Below are 24,086 nucleotides of genomic sequence, written 5' to 3'. Positions count from 1 at the left end.
CTTGTCGAAAGATGGGATGCACATCCCCGGATGCCGCGGGCTTACGGCACGGGGCAGGGCATGTTACCGCATTCGGGTGCTGCGAACCAATCAACGAGTTCGTCATCCCGGGGTGCGCGCAGCGCGAGCCCGGGATCCATAACCACAGGGAGGAGTTTGGCGAAGATTCGGAGTGGCTACCTCACGCCACAACCGCTCCCTGTGGCTTATGGGTCCCGGGCTCGCTTCGCGCCCCGGGAGGACACAGGTGGGTGAGGCGGCGGCGTCGCTTACGGCTTCGCGTCGCCTGCGTGCAGCACGACCTTGCACACCGCCGGCTCCCGCGCCGCAATCTGCATCTGGCTCCGTCGACTGTGGATCTGTCCTAAAAGGGGAAGGCGGCCTGCGCCTTGGCACTCCAGAGCGTGTAATCGCGGCCCAACCCGCCGACTTCACCACCGAGAGAGATCCGCGGTCCTCCTGCGAATGTCATCGCCGCGCCCGAGGTGACGCGCGCCGACCATGATTGGAGGACGACGAGCGGAACCGTGGCGATCGAGGAAAGCCCGCTGGTATCGGTCCCGTCCTGGCTGAAATAGTAGTCGGCGTAGATGCCGACATAGGGCGCGAGGGTGAGATCGGACCCGATCATCCAGGACCGCGCGGCCTTCAGGCCGGTGCTCGCGCGACCGGAGGAGAAATTTCGGTCGGTCTGCGCAGTACCGAGGCTGTCCGTATAGCCATCCTGATGCTCCCACAGCGCGTAGAGGCGCGCGGATGGTTCGAGGTCGACATCGGCCAGCCTGTAGTTGCCGGTCAGGCCCGCCGACACGAGCACGCGCCGGCCGGGCAACGAAGCCGCGGCCGTCCCGGCCGTCAGCGAATAGTCGAGCCCGGTATAGGCCACGGCGACATCGAGGCGCAGACGATTCCAGAACCGCCAGCCGAGATAGGCGCCGCCAGTCCAGCCGTCGCCGCGGAGCCGGGCGGTGAGAAAGGCCGAGTCATATCGGAAGTTCTCGTAACCGACGAGCATGCCGATCAGGACGTCGGGCGTCAGCTTGCGGGTCAGGCCGGCCGTCACATTGATCTGACCGCCGGAGAGATCGTTCGCGGTGCCGGAGTTGTTGCGAATGCCCCCTCCGCGCAGATCGATCCAGGCCTGCCAGTCGCGCTGCGCGACGCGCGGCGACGCTTTCGTCACCGACCGGGCGCTACCCGCGTAAGCGAGCGCCGAGAAGGCGTCGTCGACCCGGTCGTTTGTCGGCGACCGCATGGCCCCGAACGGTCCTGGTCTGCCACCGTCATCGTCGGCCGCGGCGAGGTTGAACCGCATGCCGTCGCCGTTCGACATCACCGGCGATGGATTGTCGGAGAAGCCGTCAGCGATCGCGCCATCGATGGCGCCGGAGATGGCTTGGCCCGAAATCTGCGCCACAGTCCTGGTCGCGACGATCTGCATCGACCGCAGCTTGCTGCTGTCGGCCGGCACGTTCACCATCTGGGCAAGCGCTGCGGACGCAGACCCGGAGAACCCGGGGCCGGCATTATATGTCGCCGTGATGTTGTGCGTCCCGACCGAGAGCGATGCCGTCGTCAGCGTGGCAACGCCCCCGCTCAGGGCAACGGTACCGAACACGATGCCGCCGTCGCTGAAGGTCATCGTGCCGGACGGAGAACCGCCGCTGCTTGCCACCGATGCACTGAATGCCACGGCCTGCCCGGACTGGCTCGGGTTCGGTGATGACGTCAGGGTCACCGACGTGCTGGCGTTGGTATAGGTGAAGCCGGCGGAGAGCGTGCTGCTGCCGACATTGTTCGTGACGACCACATCGACCGCCCCCGCGGCATGCGCCGGGACGACGGCGGTGATCTGCGTGCCGCTGTTGACGGTGAAGGAGGTCGCTGCGCTGCTGCCGAACGCCACGGCCGTGGCAAAAGTGAATCCAGTGCCGGTGATGACGACTGACGTGCCGCCCAGCGCCGCGCCGGTGTTCGGGCTGACCGAGGCGACGGTCGGCGCCGGCGCATTGACGCAGAGGCTGGCGACACTATCCGCCGGATAGAGCGTGCCGCCAAAATACAGCGTGTCCGATGTATCCGCCGGCACGACGTAGGTGAAAGCCGTTGTGGTCGGACCCGCCAGGATCGCGAACGACGTACTATTTGCCAGAAAGATGTGGCTGTTCCCGGTATTGTTCGTAACGGTCAGCGTGATCGTGTCGCCTCGGACAAATCCTGCCCCCGGCGTGGCCACGCCCTGGGGTGTGACGCTGATCGCATCACAGCCCGGCGAAGCCATTGCGGGATCCAGGCAGCCGAACGCCGCGCACAGCGATGCCAGCGCCACCAACGCCTTCCGAACGATCCGCATTCCAGTCCCCCGGTCTGTCGCGCCAGAGGCGCGGCAGACGTGCCGCAAGTCCGATCCCGCTGCATAGCAGGCAGCCCAGTGGGGCAATGTGCCCAGAATCTCAGGTTCACATCTCGGACGCATGCTGGTGCCGAAACGACACAATCACCGGCAGCGGACGGCCGCTGCCAACCCATCGTCGGTTGCGTGTCGCTGTTCGGCTGAGTACAGATGAACAACAAGGTTGGCGCCCGGCCGGGGCACCAGCAGATAGGGCCGCGCGATCTTGCCGCGTTGAGCAGCGATGCGGACGAAGGACATATGAGCGAGCTGGCGGCGGCGCCCCCCGGAATCGGCAGACAGGCGCTGGAGGCACTTCGCGCGGCGACGTCGGATATCTGCGACGTCATCCCGCTGAACGCGCCGGACGACTTTTACTTGTTGTCCGCGACGAAGATGACCGGCAAGGGCATGCTGGTCGAGAGCGTTTCGTCGCCGCTCGAATATGATCGTACGGCCGCGCATATCGCGCGTGGCGGTCTCGATCACTATCACATCACCCTTTGCTACCAGGGACAGATACGGTTTGCCTCGGGGCGCCGCGAAATAGCCCTGCGCCCCGGTGACGTCTGCCTGATCGACATGGCGCAGCCGAACCGCACCTGGCTGATGGGGGCGGGCGGGGAGCGTTCGCGACAGACCTCGCTGATCCTGCCGCGTCCGGTGCTCGCCCCGCGGCTGGCGCACCCGGATTCGTCAGCGGCGACGCTTCTGCCGGGATGCGATCGTCGTGCGCGTCTCCTCGCCGATCAGTTTGCGGCGCTTTGGCAGCAACCTGAAACCGCCGACGCAGCCGCCGTGACCGCGGCGATCGTCGATGGCATATGCGACGTCATCGCGGAAGTCGCCGGCCGCGCGGCCGACGCGCGTGGCGATGTCGGGCGGGCGGAACGCCGACTACTCCTGGCGGCGATCAAGCAGCATATCGACGCCAATCTCCACACCGGCGCGCTCAGTGCTGACGATCTCTGCGGCCGCTTTCGATTGTCTCGCGCCAGCCTCTACCGGCTGTTCGAGTCCGATGGAGGTCTTGCGCACTACGTGCAGGATCAGCGACTCAATCGCGCTTTGCTTCTGCTCATTTCGCCGGCGGCGCGGAGCAAACGCTTGATCGATCTCGCGGTCGAACTGCAATTCAGCGGCGATTCCACACCTTTGTCCGGGCCTTCCGCCGCCAGTTCGGCCTGACGCCGGGCGAAGTCAGGGACCGCGCCGAGGCATGGTCCCGTGAAACGAGCGCGGCCGACGGCCCGCTCCATGTTCTCGGCCGGGGGTGATTCCCTAAAGCCGTGGCGGCGGCGTGGCTTACGGCTTCGCGTCGCCTGCGTGCAGCACCGCCGTGCAGGCCGCGGGCATCTGCGCCAGCGTCATCGGCGGCTTCGGTTTTGGCGGCTCCGGCGGCGGCTTGGGATGCAGCACCGCGTCGGAGAACCAGTAGGCGAGGTCGGCAGGTTTGCAGCCTTCGTCGTCGGCCTGTGACGGCTGGCCCTCGCACTCGCCCGCCCCCGGCGGGCAGCGCATGCGGATGTGGAAGTGGTAGTCGTGGCCCCACCACGGCCGGATCTTCGACAGCCATGCGCGGTCGCCCTTGGCCTCGCGGCACAGTGCCTTCTTGATCGCGGCGTTGACGAAGATGCGCTGCACCGCGGGCTCCCGCGCGGCATCGCGCAGCACCAGCACATGGCCAGGCGTGAACACCTTGGGGTCGACGTCGAGCCGGTCCTGGCGCACCATCATCACCGCCGACATGTCCTCGCGCTCCTCGCGCGAGAGGCGGCGGTTCGGCATCGGCGTCAGCCAGATGTCGGCATCGAGGCCGATCTGGTGGCTGGCATGGCCGGACAGCGCCGGCCCGCCGCGCGGCTGGGCGATGTCGCCAACCAGGATGCCGGGCCAGCCCGCGTCCTTGTGCGCCTTCGCCGCGAGCCGCTTGATCAGCGCGATCATGTCGGGATGACCGTAGCTGCGATTGCGCGACAGTCGCATCACCTGCCAATGGTCGCCGTTGACCGGAATCTGCTCCGCGCCGCCGATGCAGCCCCTGGCGTAGGAGCCGATGACATGGGCCGTCCCCTTCGACGGCAGCAGCTTTCGCGCGAACAACTCCTTGGCGGGGAGATCGGGATCGTTCGGATTGGCGAGCGGCGGCAGCGGCTTCGGGGTGATGCTGCCCTTGTCCTGGGCCAGCGCACCGCCGGCAGCCAGGAGAGCAAGCGAGAGCAGGAGGAGTGTGATGCTGCGGCGACTCATGCTGACGTCCTTATAGCCCAATGCGGCATCAGGGTTAAGAACGAGGCATTGAGCGGACCGCAACATCACGGCGCACGGGCCCAAATCGCGTCTCAAATTGCCGCTTTTTAACGCCGCAATAACCGTATCCCGCATTGACCAAAATTCGTGCGCGGAGGGAGGAATATCTGCGGACCGCATGCAATCGCGTGCGATTTCGGAACGGATTCAAGTGCGCGCGCAGTTTTGCGCCAGATCGCCCATTGATTGCGGTGCCGGACTCAGTCTGAAGGCGCTTGCCGTCGCGGTCGCGCCGCGCAAACAGGCAGCAAGGTCCGCCTCGCGCGGACCGCGGCCGGGCAAGATTACTTTTTTTTCAGACACTTGCCTCAAGACTTGCGGCCGCCGGGCGCGCGACTGGGACGAGTGAAGTTGAGTTTGGGGTCTCGAAAGACGAAAAAGCGAAAGCAAAACGTGCTTGCCCGCGCCAGCAGGAAGGCGCGCAGGCCGCGTTTCGCGTGCTCGCCGCGAGACCTTGTCGAGCACGACGAAGTCCTGCGCAGCCGCGCCGAGGCGGAAGCTGCGATTGCGGAAGCGCGCAAATCCCATGAGCGCCTGCGCCAGGCCATCGACATCCTGCCGCAGGGCATCGTGTTCCTCGATGCCGAAGGCCGTTACGTCCTCTGGAACAAGAAATACGCCGAGATCTACAGCAAGACCGCCGATCTGTTCGAGGAAGGCGCGCGCCTCGAAGACACGCTGCGCATCGGCGTCGCCCGCGGCGACTATCCCGAGGCCATCGGTCATGAGGACGAGTGGATCGCGGAGCGTCTGCAAAAGCTCTATCAGCCCGGTGCGCGCCACGAGCAGAAGCTGTCCGACGGTCGCGTCATCCTGATCGACGAACGCCTGACCGACGACGGCGGAGTCGTCGGCCTGCGCGTCGACATCACCGAATTGAAGCAGCGCGAGGCCTCGTTCCGCCTGCTGTTCGACGGCAATCCCGTGCCCATGATCGTCTGCGCGCTGGATGACGAGCGCATCATCGGCGTCAACGACGCCGCGGTCGCGCATTACGGCTACAGCCGGGCCGAGTTCGAGAGGCTGAAGATCCGCTCCCTGCAGGCCTTCGACAGCGAGCCGCCCTGGACCGCCGACCGCTCCGGCGAGGAACAGGCCGGCCGCACCTGGAAACATGTCAAGGCCGACGGGACGCTGATCGACCTTGCGATCTACTCCCGCGAACTGACTTATGCCGAGCGGCCCGCGGTGCTGCTCGCGCTGATGGACATCACCGAGCGCAAGCGCGCTGAGGCGCGGCTCGCCTTCATGGCCCAGCATGACGGGCTGACCGGCCTGCCCAATCGCAGCCTGCTCCGGCAGCAGATGGACGAAATGCTGCTGCACACGCGGCGCAGCGCCGAGAAGGTCGCGCTCCTGATGCTGGGGCTCGACAATTTCAAGGCGGTCAACGATACGCTGGGGCATGCGGTCGGCGACAAGCTCCTGCGCGGTGTCGCCAAGCGGTTGCGCTCGACCCTGCGCGAGGAGGACGCGCTGGCGCGGCTCAATTCCGACGAGTTCGCGATCGTGCAAGGCGGACTGACCCGTCCCGAGGACGCGGTGATGCTGGCCAAGCGCCTCCTGGAAGCCATCGCCGATCCCTATCTGCTCGACGGCCATTCCGTGGTGATCGGCGCCTCGATCGGCATCGCCATGTCGCCCGGCGACGGCGACGATTCCGAGAAGCTGCTCAAGAGCGCTGACATGGCGCTGTCGCGCGCCAAGCTGGACGCGCGCGGCACCTTCGCCTTCTTCGAGGCCGCGCTCGATGCGAAGGCGCAGAGCCGCCGCAAGATCGAGGTCGAGCTGCGCGACGCGATCCAGAACGACGTGCTCCGTCCCTATTACCAGCCGCTGATCGACCTCCAGAGCGGCCGCATCACCGGCTTCGAGGCGCTGGTGCGCTGGCCGCATGCCGAGCGCGGCATGGTCTCGCCGGCCGAGTTCATTCCGGTCGCCGAGGACACCGGCCTGATCAATCCGCTCGGCGGGCAGATGCTGCGCCGCGCCTGCCTGGATGCCGCGGCCTGGCCCGACGACGTTCGCGTCGCCGTCAACCTGTCCCCGCTCCAGTTCCGCAGCGGCAATCTGCTCTCGATTGTGACGGACGCGCTGAAACATTCCGGCCTGCCGCCGCGCCGGCTCGAGCTCGAGATCACCGAGACGCTGCTCCTGGAGAAGAGCGCGCAAGTGCTGGCGACGCTGCACGCGCTGCGCGCGCTCGGCGTGCGCATCTCCATGGACGATTTCGGCACCGGCTATTCCAGCCTCAGCTATTTGCGCAGCTTCCCGTTCGACAAGATCAAGATCGACCAGTCCTTCGTGCGCGATCTCGGCGCCAACCGCGAGGCGCAGGCGATCATCCGCTCCATCGTCAGCCTCGGCAAGGGCCTCGGCGTCACCATCACCGCCGAAGGTGTCGAGACCGAAGCCGAGCTGAGCTGTCTTCGCGCCGAAGGCTGCCACGAGGGCCAGGGCTTTCTGTTCAGCAAGGCCCGGCCGAATGCGGAGATCATCTGCCTGCTTGCCGCACAGCGCGGGATTGATGCCGCCGATGACGAGGACGCCGCGCTGGTGGCGTGATATCCGCCGTCGCCAGTCGAACGGTCACATGTCCGAGCGTAGAAGGGGTCATGCCCGGGCTTGTCCCGGGCATCCACGTTCTTCGCGCCGCGTGGTGAGACGTGGATGGCCGGGACAAGCCCGGCCATGACGATGTGAGGCTTTCGCACGAGTTCTCAGGTCGTGTGCGCTCCCTCTCCCGGGTGCGGGCAGGGCAATCGCATATGATCTCTTGGAAAGGTCTGAGCAAGCGCCTCGTCCTTCGAGACGACCGCTCCGCGGTCTCCTCAGGATGAGGCTTCGCAAAAGCGGTGTCCTTTGAAACTGCTGCCGCGCACTACGCCCTCATCCTGAGGGCCCGCCGGAGGCGGGCGTCTCGAAGGATGGCCGCAGGCGAGTTTCCCGCCGCGCTTCCATATGCGATGGCTCTGCCCGTAAGCGGGGGAGGGAGCAGACCGGCGTTGCGGCTGCCATCAGCCTTCCGTCAAGATCGTCTTCCCCACATCCTCATAGTGCGTGTCGCGCGCCTGGATCTGCTGCGCGATGGCGTGCATGTCGCGGAACCGGCGCTCGAACGGATTGCTGCGGAACACCGCGGTCGCGCCGGCCATGTGATAGGCCGTGTCAACCACGCGTGCGGATTGATGGATGGTCCAGGTCGCGGCGAGGCGGACGGCGTTCCGATGTGCCGCGCTGAACGCGCCGGTCGCAGACAGGTCGCGCCACATCGCGTTCGCAGCCGCATAGAGATAGGCGCGGGCGGCGCGCAAATCACCCTCGGTGCGGCCGATCAGCCCCTGGACCGCTCCGTTGTCGCGCATGGGGCCGGCCGCCAGCGATTGGTGCTTCTCCCGTGCCAGCGCGATAGCGGCATCCAGCGTGGCGCGCGCGACGCCCAGCGACACCGCGGCAAAGCCGAGGCTGAAGGTCGAGCCGGTGCCGATCTTGTAGAGCGGGCCCGGCTCGCGCAGCGTCGACGGCACGTCGCGAAACGCCGTGAAGCGCTCGGGGATGAAGAGGTCGTTGACCTCATAGGAGTCCGTGCCGGTGCCGGCGAGCCCGATCGCCTGCCAGACGTCGTGCAAGGTCGCGCGCGCAGCCGGAAACAGGATGGTACGCAGCTCCGGCGATCCATCGGCATTCTTGCGCGGCACGCCGTCAGCCCCGACGATGCGGACATGCGCGCCCAGCCAGCTCGCCTGCCGCGAGCCTGAGGCGAAATCCCAGCGCGCCGTGACGCGATAGCCGCCCTCGACGATGCGTGCCTCATGCGCGATCGCGCCCCAGGCGAGGATGCCGGGCGGCGTGTTGAAGATTTCCTGCGCGGTGTCGTGGTCGAGCCAGGCCGCGATCATCGCGCAGACGCCGCACTGGCCGAGGCACCAAGCCGTCGACGCATCCGCCTTGGCGATTTCCTCCACCATCTGCATGAAGGCCTCCGGCGCGGCTTGCGCGCCGCCGAGGCTCTGCGGCAACAGCGCCCGGTAGAGCCCGTTCTCGGTCAGCGCAGAAACGACGCCCGGCGTCAGCCGCCGCGTCCGCTCGATCTCGTCGGCCTCGCGTGCGATCAAGGGGGCGATGGCTCGCGCCCGCTCGACCAGACCAAATCCGGAAAGCTCGGACATTCGCGTTGTCTCGCCCCTTCTGCCGTGAGCGGTAGAGGCGCGATCGTGGTCCATTTGGCTGATGGGATCAAGGCGACGCCATCGGGCGGAACGAGCGCGTCATGGCCGGCCGCGGCGGTTCTGTTGACTTGGGTCAAGTCGAATTCGTCGGGCGAGCCCCACAATCGCAACAAAGGCGGAACCTCGGGAGGTACACGATGCGACATCAGATGCTTGCGGCAGCCCTGCTGCTCCCCCTCCTCGGCAATTCCTCACTCGCGCAATCGCCTGCCGACCACCAGGCCCATCATCCGGATCAGAAGGACGCGCCTGCGACCGGTCCGGCCACGCCGCCGGAGGCGCCGCGCGGCACCGCCCCATCTCAGGGCAGGATGGGCGGCGGCATGATGAACATGATGGGCGGCAACATGCCGATGTCCGACATGATGCGGATGATGGGCATGATGCGTCAGTCCGGCGGTGACTGCATGAACGGGATGGAGACCGTCGATCGCGTGGAGGGCCGGATTGCCTTTCTGCGGACCGAGCTCAAGATCACGGACGCTCAGGCGCCGGCCTGGACCGCTTTCGCCGATGCGTTGCGCGCGAATGCCAAGGCTCTCGGAGAGCTCCGCGGGTCGATGGCTGGCCCTGGGTCAGAGACCTTGCTGGATCGCGTGACCTGGCAGGAAAAGTGGCTGTCGGCCCGGCTGGAGGCCACCCGCGCGATGAAATCGGCGCTGGCCAACCTCGTCGGCACCCTCTCCGACGAGCAGAAAAAGACCGCCGACGAATTGCTCGCGCCCAACATGGGCATGATGCCGATGATGCAGGGTGGCCGGATGGGCGCCATGCCGATGCAAGGCGGAAAATGAGGGCTTCAACCGCATCCTCGCCATGTCTCGACAATGCTGGCAAGTGCGGCATGCTTTCTGGACCGTAGCGGCGCGGCAAGGTACCGTCAGCGGTTGATTGAAGTGATGAGCCGGCGTCCACGACATCACCGCGCTGGCCCGGTAAGCGCTCGCCGTGGCGAGACGTTCTGATCGAGAGAGGCAGTGCGCTGGAGTGAAGTGGACTGCGACCATACCGCCACCCCTGGCGAAGCGCGATCTTCGGATCGATCTCTTTCGGGGCCTTTCCCTGTGGTGGATCTATATCAATCACATCCCGGAAAGCTATCTGAACAGGTTCACGCCCAAGAATTTCGGCTTCAGTGATGCGGCAGAGATTCTCGTATTCTTGTCGGGCCTCGCGTCCGGCATCGTATACGGCGACCTGATGCGTCAGTCTGGCTTTGCGGCGGCGAGCTTGCGCATGTTGCGGCGTTCGTTCGAAATCTATGTCGCGCAGATCATGACGGTCGTCCTGTTGCTGGCGGAGGTGGCGTACATTGCGGCATGGCAGCCCGGCATGTTCGATCACGCCAACCTGGCCATCCTGCTGCAGGAGCCCGCAGAGACACTGCTTCAGGTGGCACTGCTGCGCTATTCCCCGGTCAATCTCGACCCTCTGCTCCTGATGGTCATACTCCACTTCGCGCTCATTCTCATCGTGCCGCTGACGATACACGCCTGGCCGCTGGCCCTGACCGGATCCGTAGCTCTCTATGTTCTCGCCCATCTGTTTGACTGGTACATCCCGGCCTATCCGAGGGGGCAACTCTATTTCAATCCGCTGAACTGGCAGCTGCTGTTCGTGATCGGCATCTGGTGGGGAGCAAACCGCGGCGATTGGCAGCTTGCCGTTCTCAATTCCCGGGCTCTTGCCGTTCTGGCGGCGGGCTACGTGCTGTTCTCGTTCGTAATCACCCTGGGCTGGCAGATCCACGCGATCGAAGCCTATGTGCCGGAGTGGTTGTCGCGCCTGATCTATCCGGTCGACAAGACCAATCTCGATATCCTGCGATTATTGCATTTTGCTGCGCTCGCACTGCTCTGTTGGCGCCTTCTTCCAAGCAATGCCAGCATCTTGAAAGCCGGAGCACTGCGGCCGCTGATACGATGCGGCGAATATTCGCTCGCGATCTATTGCGCCAGTGTTCTGCTGTCCTTTGCAGCTCATGCACTGCTCAGCCTGGGCTGGAACAGCCTGGCATGGCAGACGCTGGTCACTGTCCTGGGCCTGGGCCTGATGAGCGCGATGGCGATATTGCTCGCCGCAATCGATCGCGGCATGTTTCCCAATCTCAGGCCGTTGTAGTTTCGAACACGAATGCGCAGGCGCATTGTTCCGCCGTCAGGCCGCGATGCGGCCGAGATCGAGCGATGGCCGGCGCCTGGTCGGGAAGCTCAGCGCCACCGCGACGGCGGCGAGCCCGATCGCGAATGAGCCGGCGTGCAGCCATGTGTAGCGCTGGAAATTGTCGAACACGAGCCCGCCGGCCCAGGGACCGAGCGCCATGCCGAGGCTGGCGAAGGCCGATACCGCGCCGAACACCGTGCCCATGATGCGCGCGCCGAAGAATTCGCGGACCAGCACCGCATAGAGCGGCATCACCCCGCCATAGGCGAGGCCGAACACCACCGAGAGCGCGTAGAATTCGCCGAGCTGCCCCACCGCCAGATAGGCCGCGATGCACATCGCCTGCACCAACAAGCCGCCGACCAGCACGGGCTTGGCGCCGATGCGATCGGCAGCCGCGCCCAGCAGCAGGCGCCCGCCGAGGCCTGACACCCCGGCGACGCTATAGACCGTCACCGCCGTGAGCGGGGCGATGCCGCAGACCATCGCATAGGACACCATGTGGAAGATCGGGCCGGAATGCGCGGCGCAGCAGGCGAAATGCGCCGCTGCGAGCGCGATGAACTGCGGCGTGCGCAGCGCCTGCGCCGCGGTCAGCTCGACATCAGGCGCAGCATCCGCCGTTGCAGCGACGGCTTGCGGCGCCGGACGCACCAGGAAGCAGGCGGGAATCAAGAGCGCCCAGGCAGCACAGCCGATCACCAGCATCGCGGTGCGCCATTCATAGGTCGTGATCAGCCAGCTCGCGGCCGGCGCGATCGTCACCGGCGACACGCCCATGCCCGCGGAGACGAGCGCTACCGCAAGGCTGCGGTTCTTCTCGATCCAGGCGCTCGCGAGCGCCATCATCGGTGCATAGAAGCTGCCGGCGGCAATGCCGATCAGCACGCCGAAGCAAAGCTGGAATTGCCACAGGGTTGCCGCCTGGCTCGCCGTCACGAGACCGAGTCCCAGCAGAATGCTCCCTGACAGCACCACGATGCGGGTGCCGAAGCGGTCCGACAGCGCGCCCCAGAGGAAAGCAGCCACGCCCATGCAGAGGAAATCCAGCGTCGCCGCCGCCGACACGCCGGCGCGCGACCAGCCCATCGCTTCCGAGATCGGCTGCAGGAACACCGCCAGCGACAGCATCGTGCCGAACCCGACACAGGTCATCAGCGCACCTGCGGCGACAACGACCCAGCCATAGTCGAAGCCTGACGGCTTGCTCATGCGTTTCCTCGCGCTTTTGGTTTTGTTGGTGGTGCGCGCGGGGATGGTGGCCTATCCGCAGGCGGAGGGCAAGGTTGGCGGGCGGCTAGGCCCGTTCTTCGTCTATCTGCCGCGACCGGCGTGAAGGCAGTCCATCTCGTCAAAAGCACCAAGATATCGAGGGACGAAGGCGGCATATCCAAAAGGTTGCCAAAGGTCATCGCGGCCTATGCTGTCGATCGACTCGTGACAGTGCGCTATGATGACACCTTCGATGCACTTCTGCAGAGGGCTAGCAAGCGATCGAATATGAGCGATGAAATTCCGCTCATTCCTAATGTACCACAAGGTCTTCGGGAAGCGGCGCAACGAGGAACGTTAATTCCGTTTGTTGGTGCCGGTGCTTCGGTGCTTGCCGGATGTCCGACCTGGGGGCAACTCGCTGAGGGTGCGCTCAAGGCGTGTATTGTGGAGAACAAGTTTTCACATGGCCAGTTGGACGATACGCAACCTAGCCCGTCCTATTCGTGAGAGTGCGGCTTTTGGGCCCGATTGATGCGGCCGCACATCTTGTCTGACGAGGCGCACAGGATTGCCTTCGGCTTTTCGCCGCCTGACGACCGGTACTTTGCAACGCGCTTGAGGGATGGGTTGGGCGAACGGGGGCGGACGCCCCGCCGGTCAAGGACCGAGCGGCAGCAGCGCGCCGGGCAAGCCGCAGATCAGGTCGGCTTCGGGACATGCCGCGGCAAACGCAAGGCGAATGCGGCTCGTGGTCTCGACGACACGGGCGGCGATTTTCAAGAGCCGAAGACGCAGCGTCGCGAACTCGGCAGCGGCCAATTCCCGGGCTTTGGGAATGGCGTCGCGCACGGTCAGCATCAGCCAATAAGCGGCCGTATGGAGCACGAGACGGACCTGGTTGGCGAGCGCCGAACGGCAGCTGGTGCGATCGGAGGCGAGCTGCGTCTTATGCAGCTTGATCAGATTCTCGGCTTGGCCGCGCGCGCAATACAGGCTGTCGTAGATCCACTCGGCCGAGCCGACATCGAGGCTGGTGACGACGAAGCGGATGTCGAGGCCGAGCATCGTCGCCTCAATACGGGCGACAGTGCGCCGTTCGCGATCCCAGGACTTTGCCTTGTGGCGCGTCTCGGTATAGCCACGCAGAACCGGCAGGTTCTCGATGGCGCGTCGCGTGCGGATGTCGTCGGCGACCTCGTCGACTTTTCTGGCGAGAGGCTTGGTGCCGGACAGACCGAAGATGTAGTCGATGCCGTTGGTCTCGCACCACGCCATTGCCTCCGGCCGGGCATAGTGCCCGTCGCCACGGAACGTAATTTGCGTGTTGTGCCATCGCGTCCGGATATGCCGTACCAGGCGGCGCAGATGGGCACGCACCTCGACGCCGCCCGGCGTCTTGCCGGGCCGCAGCACGACGGCCACGGGCCGGCTCTTCTCCGTGTCGTAGACGTGGATCGGCAGGAAGCAGCGTTCGTCATAATGAGCGTTGAACAGCGAGAGCTGCTGATGGCCGTGGACGACGTCGCAGGTATCATCGATGTCGAGCGTGACGGATGCCGGCTCGCGCGGGTAGCTATCCATCCATGCGTCGACCAAAGTGTAGGTCAGCCGGATCACGTCGCGCAGGCGCGGAGCATTCTCCAGCCGCGACAGCGTCGGCTGGGAACACAAATCCCGGCCCGTGTCCGGTAGGCGACCGCAGGCCAGCTTGAATGCCGGATCGGACCTCAGATGATCGAGGTCGTCGGCGTCCTCGTAGCCGCAGCAGATCGCGAACATGCGAGCGCGGAACATATCGACCAGGCTGTGCACGACCCGCGTCGGATCGCGCCGATCCGGGAACACCCGGGCCAGATTGTTGGCCAAACCGAGACGCCGCTCGGCCATCGCCAGAAGCATCACGCCCCCGTTCGAGGTTAGGCGCCCACCATCGAAGGCAGCTGTGACTTTCTTGGCGTGAACGGCTGGAAACGAGAAGGGCGGAATCGTATCGTCGGTCATGGCGGGCGTGGCGTTCGCGGTTGGAGGTGATGGGGTTGGCTTCGCAACCGAATCCTACGCCGCATCAGCGCTTTACCCCTCAGGCGCACTCTTACGAATAAGACGGGTTAAGTTGAAGAAAGATTGAGTGACTCCCGATCATTTCTGTGCCGAAACGTGGAGTCGCGGTCGTGCCGCGTCCAAAGAAACCGGCGCGAGCGGCCTATTAGACGCGGTAGGTGCTCAGCCTCCGAAACGAGACTATCAAGCATGAAGAGATCGAGCGCGAGGCAGAGGTTTTATTTGTGTTGAATTCTTGCTTCTCGATAGTGGTCTGAAATCGTATCATCGGTCATGGCGGGCGTGGCGTTCGCGGTTGAAGGTGATGGGGTGGCTTCGCAACCGAATCCTACGCCGCATCAGCGCTTTACACCACGCTCGCCAGCCTCTCAGGCGCCCTCTCGCGAATAAGACGGGCTAGGCCCGCGCATGAAGCTCTCCATTGCGCGGGCTGTCGAAGCAGAGCATGGATTGAAGATCAACTACGATGGGCTGATCAATCCGATTAATGGATACCAGAACAACGACGTGGGCCAGCGCGTCTACCGGAGCCTCGGTAAGCTGAGCAGAACGTTCGTCACGACGAATTACGATGCTTGGCTCGACATGGAGATTCCTGATGTGCCGCTCTCGGTGAGCGAAGGTCAGTCCGCGCAAGATAGGACTTTCGCTCCACGCGTCAGAAGAAGAATTGTGCAAGTAGAGGAGTTTACACCCGCAAATCTTAACCAGCCGGACTGCGTGTTTCACCTTCACGGGTCCTTGTCCGATCCGAGCAGTATGGTGATGACAACACGAGACTACATACGGCGGTACGCAAACGACCGCGGCACGGACGATCCGATCCGCGAGAACCGGACCCTCACGTTTCTCGAAGCTCTCTTTCGGAATAAGACCGTCCTGTTTGTCGGTTACGGTCTGGAGGATCTCGAAATGAGCTATGGCGGAATCTGGGTGATGACGGTGTGAGGAAGGCGGCGTATCGAGGCGGGTGACGAGCCTGCCAGAACCTCTCGAGGAGAGCGATACGCCATGACCGAGACTACCAATGTTCTTGCTTTCCGTCAGCCGTCCGCGGTTGATGATCCACTGACCGATATCGTTCGTGCCGGCGCGCGGGACCTGCTTGCCAGGGCGATCGAGATCGAGGTTGGCGCGTTTCTGGCCAGCACGGCCAATCTGACGCTGCCCGACGGTCGAGCGCGCCTGGTCCGACATGGGCACGGTCCGGTGCGCGAGATTGCGACCGGCATCGGTCCGGTGGAGGTCGCTCGTCCCAAGGTCCGCGACCGCGGAGCGAGCGGGCCAGGCGACCGCCTCCGCTTCAGTTCGGCAATCCTGCCGCTATGGGCGCGGCGGACGAAGAGCCTGGATGCCTTGATCCCGGTCCTCTATTTGCGCGGCATCTCGACCGGCGACTTCCAGGAGGCGCTCTCGGCGCTGCTCGGCAAGGATGCGCCGAACCTGTCGCCTTCGGTGATCGCCGGCCTGAAGGCCGATTGGCAGGTCGAGTACGAACGCTGGCAGAGACGCGATCTGTCGGCGCGTCGCTATGTCTACATCTGGGCCGATGGCGTGTACCTGCAGGCCCGCATGGAAGATCACAGCGAATGCATGCTGGTGCTGATTGGCACCACGCCGGAAGGCAAGAAGGAGCTGATCGGCTTCCAGGTCGGCGTGCGCGAGAGCGCGCAGAGCTGGCGCGAACTCCTGATCGACCTGCGGCAACGCGGGTTACGGATTGCCCCGCAACTCGCCATCGGCGACGGCGCCCTCGGCTTCTGGAAGGCACTGGACGAGGCCTTTCCCGGCACGCGGCACCAACGATGCTGGTGCCATAAAGTGAGCAACGTACTCGACAAGGTCGCCAAATCCGTGCAGGGCCCCATGAAGAACGACCTGCGGAACATCTATCTGGCCCCACACCGGGCCGAAGCTGAAACCGCGATCGACGTCTTCGTCGAGAAATACCACGTCAAATACGGACGTGCGGTGGAGTGCCTGATCAAGGATCGCCATGCGCTGCTCGCCTTCTTCGACTTCCCTGCTGAGCACTGGATCCACCTACGCAGCTCGAACCCGATCGAGAGCGTCTTCGCCACGGTGCGCCACCGAACGGTGCGGACCAAGGGATCGCTGTCGCAACAAACTGCGAAGCTGATGGTGTTCAAGCTCATCGACGCCGCATCGAAGACCTGGCGGCGATTGAAGAGCACGAACCAGTTGCCGAAAGTCATCGCCGGTGTAAAGTTCATCGACGGAATCGAAGTCATTCCGAACACTGAAAGCCACGCCGCCTGATCAGGCCGCGTCACCCAAAATCAGCCATAGCTCCGGTATGATTTCCGCAAACGCCTCCAAGACATCGGTCAACTGAGCCCAGTCACGCGCGTCGCGCCGAAAGGGTATCAGTTCGATGTCACACTGTGCATAGTATTGGGTGAGGCTTCGCATCAGCTCATATTCGTGCGCAAAGTACCCTTGCAGCATGAAGTGACGCGCTTGCGGCCGGTCGTTGGCGCTCTGCTGTTGCGCTTTCTGGACTACATACTCGAGGATTTCGAGAGAGCTATGGCTGATTTTGGGTGACGCGGCCTGATCAGGCGGCGTGGCTTTCAGTGTTCGGAATGACTTCGATTCCGTCGATGAACTTTACACCGGCGATGACTTTCGGCAACTGGTTCGTGCTCTTCAATCGCCGCCAGGTCTTCGATGCGGCGTCGATGAGCTTGAACACCATCAGCTTCGCAGTTTGTTGCGACAGCGATCCCTTGGTCCGCACCGTTCGGTGGCGCACCGTGGCGAAGACGCTCTCGATCGGGTTCGAGCTGCGTAGGTGGATCCAGTGCTCAGCAGGGAAGTCGAAGAAGGCGAGCAGCGCATGGCGATCCTTGATCAGGCACTCCACCGCACGTCCGTATTTGACGTGGTATTTCTCGACGAAGACGTCGATCGCGGTTTCAGCTTCGGCCCGGTGTGGGGCCAGATAGATGTTCCGCAGGTCGTTCTTCATGGGGCCCTGCACGGATTTGGCGACCTTGTCGAGTACGTTGCTCACTTTATGGCACCAGCATCGTTGGTGCCGCGTGCCGGGAAAGGCCTCGTCCAGTGCCTTCCAGAAGCCGAGGGCGCCGTCGCCGATGGCGAGTTGCGGGGCAATCCGTAACCCGCGTTGCCGCAGGTCGATCAGGAGTTCGCGCCAGCTCTGCGCGCTCTCGCGCACGCCGACCTGGAAGCCGATCAGCTCCTTCTTGCCTTCCGGCGTGGTGCCAATCAGCACCAGCATGCATTCGCTGTGATCTTCCATGCGGGCCTGCAGGTACACGCCATCGGCCCAGATGTAGACATAGCGACGCGCCGACAGATCGCGTCTCTGCCAGCGTTCGTACTCGACCTGCCAATCGGCCTTCAGGCCGGCGATCACCGAAGGCGACAGGTTCGGCGCATCCTTGCCGAGCAGCGCCGAGAGCGCCTCCTGGAAGTCGCCGGTCGAGATGCCGCGCAAATAGAGGACCGGGATCAAGGCATCCAGGCTCTTCGTCCGCCGCGCCCATAGCGGCAGGATTGCCGAACTGAAGCGGAGGCGGTCGCCTGGCCCGCTCGCTCCGCGGTCGCGGACCTTGGGACGAGCGACCTCCACCGGACCGATGCCGGTCGCAATCTCGCGCACCGGACCGTGCCCATGTCGGACCAGGCGCGCTCGACCGTCGGGCAGCGTCAGATTGGCCGTGCTGGCCAGAAACGCGCCAACCTCGATCTCGATCGCCCTGGCAAGCAGGTCCCGCGCGCCGGCACGAACGATATCGGTCAGTGGATCATCAACCGCGGACGGCTGACGGAAAGCAAGAACATTGGTAGTCTCGGTCATGGCGTATCGCTCTCCTCGAGAGGTTCTGGCAGGCTCGTCACCCGCCTCGATACGCCGCCTTCCTCACACCGTCATCACCCAGATTCCGCCATAGCTCATCATACCGGCGGCGACCCCGTTGGGACTACAAGTCCAGATGGAGATGGAGAGCCTCCTTGAGCCCTAGCTTGCCATCAAAATTAGAGTCATTCTTCGAGACGATGCGCCGCGGCGAAGAGTTCGCGCAGCATGGTTTCGATCTTCTCTGCAAGCGGAGCGAGCCGGAGCAGTACTTTGACGCCCTCAAGCAGCGCGGCTTTTTTAACCCCTCTGAGAACCAGGGGCCGGTGCCATCTGCCAACCCAGATTTCGTGCACATACCGGTTTGGGCTGCTCTGAAGTATCTTCAAGCGGTCGGCGCACGAGCAGCTGCGCTCAATAGCGATGAGCTAGCTGAAAAAATCCTCGACGTCATTCGTTCGGTTACGCTCTTCAGGGATGAGGCAACCGGCGAACCAAGAGACAACTACCGTACCTACTTCACGTTTGCTGAATTGTTGGGAGTCTTGCCACTTCGTTCCATCTCCATTGGAGATGTTGGTCTTATACCTACGTGGTTGAACTCCAAGTATGACCGATCCCTCGTGCCGCATGCCCTTTCAAAGGGACTTCTCAAGCGTCTCTTCGATGACGGTAGTGCAGAAAGTGCTGAAAAAGCCTGTGCTGTCATCGAGGCCTGCCTAAGGCTGGAGCGTTCCTCCCGACGGCGAAAGCGGTCAGACGACGACCTTGCAACGGTTGTCGATGACTATTGGCTTAAGGAGATATTGCAGGCATACGCCCGCGAACTTGGCCGAAAAGCGGGCCGGAACGCGGCAGTCATTTTCGAGAATGGCCTGCGGATTGTATTCTCAAAGGAACGACGGAGCTACGACAGTGCGCTTTGGCGTCCTGCAATCGAAACAAACTCCCAGAATCGGGACTTTTATGGGCCTGAGAACCGGTTTGTTGAGGGGCTGCGCGATGTTCTCGACGGATGGCTTGAGACGGAGCAGGTGGGTGCGAGCGAGTATGTTGAAGCGGCTTTGAAAGACGGATCCGAGATTATTCGGGAGCTATGCGGGAAACTGGGTGATGACGGAATGAGATAGGCGGCGTATCGAGGCGGGTGTCGAGCCTGCCAGAACCTCAAGGAGAGCGATACGCCATGAACGAGCATAGCAACATTGTCCCACTGCGTCAGCCCGATGAGATCGACGATCCACTGACGAATATTTTGCGATCTGGAGCTCGGCAGCTGCTTGCGCAGGCTGTCGAGATGGAAGCCGAGGCGTTTCTCGCCGCGATGAAGGGCTTGAAGCTTCCCGATGGCCGCGACCGCCTCGTGCGACACGGCCATGGTCCAGTGCGGACGATCCAGACGGGGATCGGCGCCGTCGAAGTCGCCCGGGTAAAGATTCGCGATCGCGCGGTGACCAGCGATGGCGAGCGGATCCGCTTCACCTCGGCGATCCTGCCGTTGTGGGCACGGCGCACGAAGAGCTTGGATGCACTTTTGCCGGTTCTGTACCTGCGAGGCATCTCGACGGGCGACTTCCAGGAGGCGCTGGCGGCGCTCTTGGGCAAGGATGCGCCGAATCTTTCTCCGGCGGTGGTTTCCAGACTGACGACGGAGTGGCAGCTCGAGTACGAGCGTTGGCAGAAGCGCGATCTGTCGGCGCGCCGGTACGTATACGTGTGGGCGGACGGCGTCTTCCTGCAGGCTCGCATGGAAGACCACAGCGAATGCATGCTGGTGCTGATCGGCGCGACGCCGGAAGGCAAGAAGGAACTCATCGGCTTCCAGGGTCGGCGTGCGCGAGAGCACGCAGAGCTGGCACGAACTGCTCGTCGAGGCGAAAACCCGAGGGCTTGAAGATCGCCCCGGAAATCGCCGTCGGTGACGGCGCGCTCGGCTTCTGGAAGGCGCTCGACGAGGTCTTTCCCGCCACGCGACATCAGCGGTGCTGGGTGCACAAAACCGCGAATATCTTGAACAAAGTCGCAGTGTCGGTACAGGCCAGCATGAAGAAGGATCTGCGCGAGGTCTATTTGGCGTCCAACCGAGCTTCGGCCGAAGTGGCGATCGATGTCTTTGCCGAGAAATACGGAGCGAAGTACGACAAGGCGGTCGAGTGCCTGACGAAAGATCGCGACGCAATGCTTGCGTTCTACGAATTCCCCGCCGAGCATTGGGACCACTTGCGGACGACGAATCCCATCGAAAGCGTGTTCGCGACGGTCCGGCACAGAACGGTGCGCACGAAAGGTTCGTTATCGTCAACGACTGCCAAGTTGATGGTGTTCAAGCTGCTCTGCGCCGCATCAAAGACCTGGCGGCGGCTGAAAGGCACAAATCAGTTGCCGAAGGTCAGCGCAGGTGTCAGATTCGAAAACGGCATCGAGGTCATCCAAGTGCCGGAAAACCACGCCGCCTGATCGCCTCGTCACCCAAAATCCCGCATAGCTCATTATTCGCCGGATCGCCTTGCATACCGTTACCGAACATTTTGAAGTGCTGAAACGGATCTTTGAGCCTTTGATCTGCCCGCAGTTGATGCAATCGGGGCACCGCCACGAACTCTACCGCCTATTGTCGTCGCGCTTTGTGGAGTTCTCTCAAGACGGCAAGACGAAGGTTATAGAGGCCATTAGAAATCTGCCCATTGTGTCGAGGGGTGAGGATCGCGAGCGCCGCTTGAAGTTCACGCAGCGGGAATGGCTCTCGGCCATTAAGGATCAGCCGGAAGCAGCCGCGTGGTTTGCTGAACTGATGGCCGCTCCGGAGTTAGGTTCCGCTAGCGAACATCCCGATTTTCTTTCTTACCATGAGAGCCGTTGGGGACCTGGTCCTGCGCCCTACGAGACTGACGCGCTGGTTGCGTTTGCCGAAGATGGCTCGTTAGTTGAGCGGTTGAACAGCTTCAAGCCGGGCGACTTCTGGCGTGGTCCAACCCTGGGCGGCCTCGTGTCGGCACTTGAGGATGCGGTGGCAAGCAAGCCGGATTCCTTTCTCCCGCTGCTCTCAGATTTCCACGCCGCCAAGCCGCCGTTCCAGCATGCGCTGATCCAAGGATACAAGAAGCTCTTTGACCCCTCGAACAACGCGAAGCCGAACTTCGACTGGGAGGCAGCTTGGCCGAAGCTCATGCGTTTCGTTTCGGAAACAGTTCATCAGGAAAGTTTCTGGGACAAAGCCGAAGACAATGAAAGTGCCGATCTCGTGCCGAGCTATGGCTGATTTTGGGTGACGCGGCCTGATCAGGCGGCGTGGCTTTCAGTGTTCGGAATGACTTCGATTCCGTCGATGAACTTTACACCGGCGATGACTTTCGGCAACTGGTTCGTGCTCTTCAATCGCCGCCAGGTCTTCGATGCGGCGTCGATGAGCTTGAACACCATCAGCTTCGCAGTTTGTTGCGACAGCGATCCCTTGGTCCGCACCGTTCGGTGGCGCACCGTGGCGAAGACGCTCTCGATCGGGTTCGAGCTGCGTAGGTGGATCCAGTGCTCAGCAGGGAAGTCGAAGAAGGCGAGCAGCGCATGGCGATCCTTGATCAGGCACTCCACCGCACGTCCGTATTTGACGTGGTATTTCTCGACGAAGACGTCGATCGCGGTTTCAGCTTCGGCCCGGTGTGGGGCCAGATAGATGTTCCGCAGGTCGTTCTTCATGGGGCCCTGCACGGATTTGGCGACCTTGTCGAGTACGTTGCTCACTTTATGGCACCAGCATCGTTGGTGCCGCGTGCCGGGAAAGGCCTCGTCCAGTGCCTTCCAGAAGCCGAGGGCGCCGTCGCCGATGGCGAGTTGCGGGGCAATCCGTAACCCGCGTTGCCGCAGGTCGATCAGGAGTTCGCGCCAGCTCTGCGCGCTCTCGCGCACGCCGACCTGGAAGCCGATCAGCTCCTTCTTGCCTTCCGGCGTGGTGCCAATCAGCACCAGCATGCATTCGCTGTGATCTTCCATGCGGGCCTGCAGGTACACGCCATCGGCCCAGATGTAGACATAGCGACGCGCCGACAGATCGCGTCTCTGCCAGCGTTCGTACTCGACCTGCCAATCGGCCTTCAGGCCGGCGATCACCGAAGGCGACAGGTTCGGCGCATCCTTGCCGAGCAGCGCCGAGAGCGCCTCCTGGAAGTCGCCGGTCGAGATGCCGCGCAAATAGAGGACCGGGATCAAGGCATCCAGGCTCTTCGTCCGCCGCGCCCATAGCGGCAGGATTGCCGAACTGAAGCGGAGGCGGTCGCCTGGCCCGCTCGCTCCGCGGTCGCGGACCTTGGGACGAGCGACCTCCACCGGACCGATGCCGGTCGCAATCTCGCGCACCGGACCGTGCCCATGTCGGACCAGGCGCGCTCGACCGTCGGGCAGCGTCAGATTGGCCGTGCTGGCCAGAAACGCGCCAACCTCGATCTCGATCGCCCTGGCAAGCAGGTCCCGCGCGCCGGCACGAACGATATCGGTCAGTGGATCATCAACCGCGGACGGCTGACGGAAAGCAAGAACATTGGTAGTCTCGGTCATGGCGTATCGCTCTCCTCGAGAGGTTCTGGCAGGCTCGTCACCCGCCTCGATACGCCGCCTTCCTCACACCGTCATCACCCAGATTCCGCCATAGCTCTCTCGTGCCTACCCGTGCGTGGATGAGATCGCTGATCGCGAGTTTCCTTGAGAATGCGACGCGCGACGACGAGACAGCCTATCCAGCTGAGCTTCTCCCCCAAGGCTGGGCCATTATCACAACGATGCTCGCTCGAACTGAGCCCAGTGATCTCAGTCTCTCTGATCCGATGATGCACGCGCTAAACACGGAGAAAGGTCATGCTGTTGGCGCAATGTACAATCATGCGCTTCGCGCCTGTCGCGTTGCCGACCAGACGACGAAATCGCATAGTGCGGCTTGGGAAAGCCTTAAATGTGCATTTGATGACGAACTCGCAAAGTGCCGCGACGGAAACTTCGAATTTTCGACGTTGTCGGCGTCTTACATTGCGAATCTCCACTATTTGAGCCGCGATTGGCTAACGGCCAATGTGGCGAAGATATTTCCTGCACGAGAATACCCCAACAACTTCAAGGCTGCAGTCGGTGGCCTAGCCTATGCCGGTCCAAGCCGACCGATCTATCAGCTTCTCGCGGCCCACAACGAATTTGCCGAGGCCCTCGCGGCGAGACTCGAAGACAAGAATGGCCGAGAGCGCGTCGTCGAGTGGGTGGGCTTAGCCTATTTGTGGAATGACGAGCAGCTTGATTCATCGATCGTCCGAGCCATCTTCGCCGCAGGTGTCGAAGAGATTGAGATTCTGGCCGAGCTATTTTGGCGGGTTCGTCGCGACGAACTTACGGACGTACAGATAGACAGAGTCCTCGCATTTTGGGAACGATGCCTTGCTTGGAGTAAGGAGCGCGGCACTATCTCCGAGCACTTGATGGCGCGCTTGAGCCGCTTGTCCCCGTACATAAAGAAGCTAGACGATCGCACCATGCCGTTACTGATGGCTGTGGTTCCGCATGTACACGCCGACTACGGTAGTGATCAAATGGTTGAGGAACTGACGAGGCTCGTCGACACAGACCCCCCAGGGGCGGCTTCCCTCCTTGAGAAGATGCTAGATTCGAGTGCTCCCACATTCGATCTAGATGATAAGCTCAAAAAACTTATCGAAAAGCTCGCACGTCTTGGGCTGCGCGCCGAAGCGATCCGCTGCACCGAGAAAGTTCGCCGCACACTTCCCGGAATGCTCGATCTATATAAGAAATTGGTAGCGTCCAGCTAGCGCGACAGAAGAGCGTTCGCGTTGGATTGCTGCGACCAATCCACCTGAGTGGGCAACGGGGCTTCTGC

Annotated in this window: 18 protein-coding genes and 1 pseudogene; 12 read left to right on the top strand and 7 right to left on the bottom strand. The window is 63.1% G+C overall.

Annotation, left to right across the window (positions count from 1 at the left end; translation table 11 throughout):
* Positions 1-364: 364 nt before the first annotated feature.
* The gene (locus tag ABIF91_RS13310; protein WP_424579192.1) at positions 365-2,329 is read right to left on the bottom strand and encodes an autotransporter domain-containing protein; all 1,965 of its coding nucleotides are present in this window, start codon (positions 2,327-2,329) and stop codon (positions 365-367) included.
* Positions 2,330-2,563: 234 nt separating this feature from the next.
* On the opposite strand from ABIF91_RS13310, the gene ABIF91_RS13305 reads away from it, so the two are divergent.
* Positions 2,564-3,580: an AraC family ligand binding domain-containing protein gene (locus ABIF91_RS13305; RefSeq protein WP_424579191.1), complete on the top strand. Its 1,017-nt coding sequence runs from the start codon at positions 2,564-2,566 to the stop codon at positions 3,578-3,580.
* Positions 3,581-3,697: 117 nt separating this feature from the next.
* On the opposite strand, the gene mepA is transcribed toward ABIF91_RS13305, so the two are convergent.
* The gene (gene mepA / locus ABIF91_RS13300; RefSeq protein ID WP_028179767.1) at positions 3,698-4,642 is read right to left on the bottom strand and encodes a penicillin-insensitive murein endopeptidase; all 945 of its coding nucleotides are present in this window, start codon (positions 4,640-4,642) and stop codon (positions 3,698-3,700) included.
* 453 nt (positions 4,643-5,095) lie between these two features.
* Between mepA and ABIF91_RS13295 the strand changes: the two genes are divergently transcribed.
* Positions 5,096-7,267 carry an EAL domain-containing protein gene (locus ABIF91_RS13295; protein ID WP_028179768.1) on the top strand — a complete coding sequence of 724 codons (2,172 nt, stop codon included), beginning with the start codon at positions 5,096-5,098 and terminating at the stop codon, positions 7,265-7,267.
* 452 nt (positions 7,268-7,719) lie between these two features.
* Here ABIF91_RS13295 and ABIF91_RS13290 read toward each other — a convergent pair whose 3' ends face one another.
* Positions 7,720-8,871, bottom strand: coding sequence for an acyl-CoA dehydrogenase family protein (locus tag ABIF91_RS13290; RefSeq protein WP_028179769.1), 1,152 nt, complete (start codon positions 8,869-8,871; stop codon positions 7,720-7,722).
* A gap of 197 nt (positions 8,872-9,068) precedes the next feature.
* On the opposite strand from ABIF91_RS13290, the gene ABIF91_RS13285 reads away from it, so the two are divergent.
* Positions 9,069-9,725 carry a Spy/CpxP family protein refolding chaperone gene (locus ABIF91_RS13285; protein ID WP_028179770.1) on the top strand — a complete coding sequence of 219 codons (657 nt, stop codon included), beginning with the start codon at positions 9,069-9,071 and terminating at the stop codon, positions 9,723-9,725.
* Positions 9,726-9,918: 193 nt separating this feature from the next.
* The gene (locus ABIF91_RS13280; protein ID WP_050994950.1) at positions 9,919-11,052 is read left to right on the top strand and encodes an OpgC domain-containing protein; all 1,134 of its coding nucleotides are present in this window, start codon (positions 9,919-9,921) and stop codon (positions 11,050-11,052) included.
* A 36-nt stretch (positions 11,053-11,088) separates the two neighbouring features.
* Here the strand turns inward: ABIF91_RS13280 and ABIF91_RS13275 are convergent, their stop codons facing one another.
* Positions 11,089-12,306 carry an MFS transporter gene (locus ABIF91_RS13275; RefSeq protein WP_424579190.1) on the bottom strand — a complete coding sequence of 406 codons (1,218 nt, stop codon included), beginning with the start codon at positions 12,304-12,306 and terminating at the stop codon, positions 11,089-11,091.
* Here ABIF91_RS13275 and ABIF91_RS13270 point away from each other — a divergent pair.
* Together ABIF91_RS13270 and ABIF91_RS13265 are read left to right on the top strand one after the other, a co-directional pair.
* Entirely contained in the window at positions 12,305-12,430 is a 126-nt protein-coding gene (locus ABIF91_RS13270; RefSeq protein ID WP_283805399.1) for a hypothetical protein, read from the top strand. The two genes, ABIF91_RS13275 and ABIF91_RS13270, sit on opposite strands and share 2 nt — an antisense overlap.
* Positions 12,427-12,816, top strand: coding sequence for a hypothetical protein (locus ABIF91_RS13265; protein WP_424579189.1), 390 nt, complete (start codon positions 12,427-12,429; stop codon positions 12,814-12,816). Before ABIF91_RS13270 ends, ABIF91_RS13265 begins: the two co-directional genes overlap by 4 nt.
* Positions 12,817-12,966: 150 nt before the next feature.
* Here ABIF91_RS13265 and ABIF91_RS13260 read toward each other — a convergent pair whose 3' ends face one another.
* Complete coding sequence (locus ABIF91_RS13260) at positions 12,967-14,310, bottom strand: IS1380-like element ISBdi2 family transposase (protein WP_208086440.1); 1,344 nt, start codon at positions 14,308-14,310, stop codon at positions 12,967-12,969.
* Positions 14,311-14,778: 468 nt separating this feature from the next.
* Here ABIF91_RS13260 and ABIF91_RS13255 point away from each other — a divergent pair, with 468 nt between their 5' ends.
* Positions 14,779-15,318: an SIR2 family NAD-dependent protein deacylase gene (locus ABIF91_RS13255; RefSeq protein WP_284280577.1), complete on the top strand. Its 540-nt coding sequence runs from the start codon at positions 14,779-14,781 to the stop codon at positions 15,316-15,318.
* Between the two features lie 63 nt (positions 15,319-15,381).
* Entirely contained in the window at positions 15,382-16,650 is a 1,269-nt protein-coding gene (locus ABIF91_RS13250; protein ID WP_038952271.1) for an IS256 family transposase, read from the top strand.
* Positions 16,651-16,948: 298 nt separating this feature from the next.
* On the opposite strand, the gene ABIF91_RS13245 is transcribed toward ABIF91_RS13250, so the two are convergent.
* A complete protein-coding gene (locus ABIF91_RS13245; protein ID WP_038952271.1) occupies positions 16,949-18,217 on the bottom strand; it encodes an IS256 family transposase in 1,269 nt (422 codons plus the stop codon).
* Positions 18,218-18,372: 155 nt separating this feature from the next.
* On the opposite strand from ABIF91_RS13245, the gene ABIF91_RS13240 reads away from it, so the two are divergent.
* The 3 genes and pseudogenes from ABIF91_RS13240 to ABIF91_RS13230 all read left to right on the top strand — a co-directional run bounded on the left by ABIF91_RS13240 (position 18,373) and on the right by ABIF91_RS13230 (position 21,476).
* A complete protein-coding gene (locus ABIF91_RS13240) occupies positions 18,373-19,347 on the top strand; it encodes a hypothetical protein (protein WP_424579188.1) in 975 nt (324 codons plus the stop codon).
* A 56-nt stretch (positions 19,348-19,403) separates the two neighbouring features.
* A pseudogene (locus tag ABIF91_RS13235) lies at positions 19,404-20,674 on the top strand (IS256 family transposase).
* Between the two features lie 49 nt (positions 20,675-20,723).
* The gene (locus ABIF91_RS13230; protein ID WP_424579187.1) at positions 20,724-21,476 is read left to right on the top strand and encodes a hypothetical protein; all 753 of its coding nucleotides are present in this window, start codon (positions 20,724-20,726) and stop codon (positions 21,474-21,476) included.
* Between the two features lie 20 nt (positions 21,477-21,496).
* On the opposite strand, the gene ABIF91_RS13225 is transcribed toward ABIF91_RS13230, so the two are convergent.
* Positions 21,497-22,765, bottom strand: a complete 1,269-nt coding sequence (locus tag ABIF91_RS13225) for an IS256 family transposase (RefSeq protein ID WP_038952271.1) — start codon at positions 22,763-22,765, stop codon at positions 21,497-21,499.
* A 119-nt stretch (positions 22,766-22,884) separates the two neighbouring features.
* Between ABIF91_RS13225 and ABIF91_RS13220 the strand changes: the two genes are divergently transcribed.
* Positions 22,885-24,018 (top strand): hypothetical protein, encoded by a 1,134-nt coding sequence (locus ABIF91_RS13220; RefSeq protein ID WP_028178571.1) that lies wholly within the window; start codon positions 22,885-22,887, stop codon positions 24,016-24,018.
* The last annotated feature ends 68 nt before the right edge of the window (positions 24,019-24,086 follow it).

It is taken from the genome of Bradyrhizobium sp. USDA 241 (genome assembly GCF_049739505.1).
GTDB classification, from domain to species: domain Bacteria; phylum Pseudomonadota; class Alphaproteobacteria; order Rhizobiales; family Xanthobacteraceae; genus Bradyrhizobium; species Bradyrhizobium liaoningense.
This window is presented reverse-complemented; position numbering and strand designations above follow the sequence as displayed.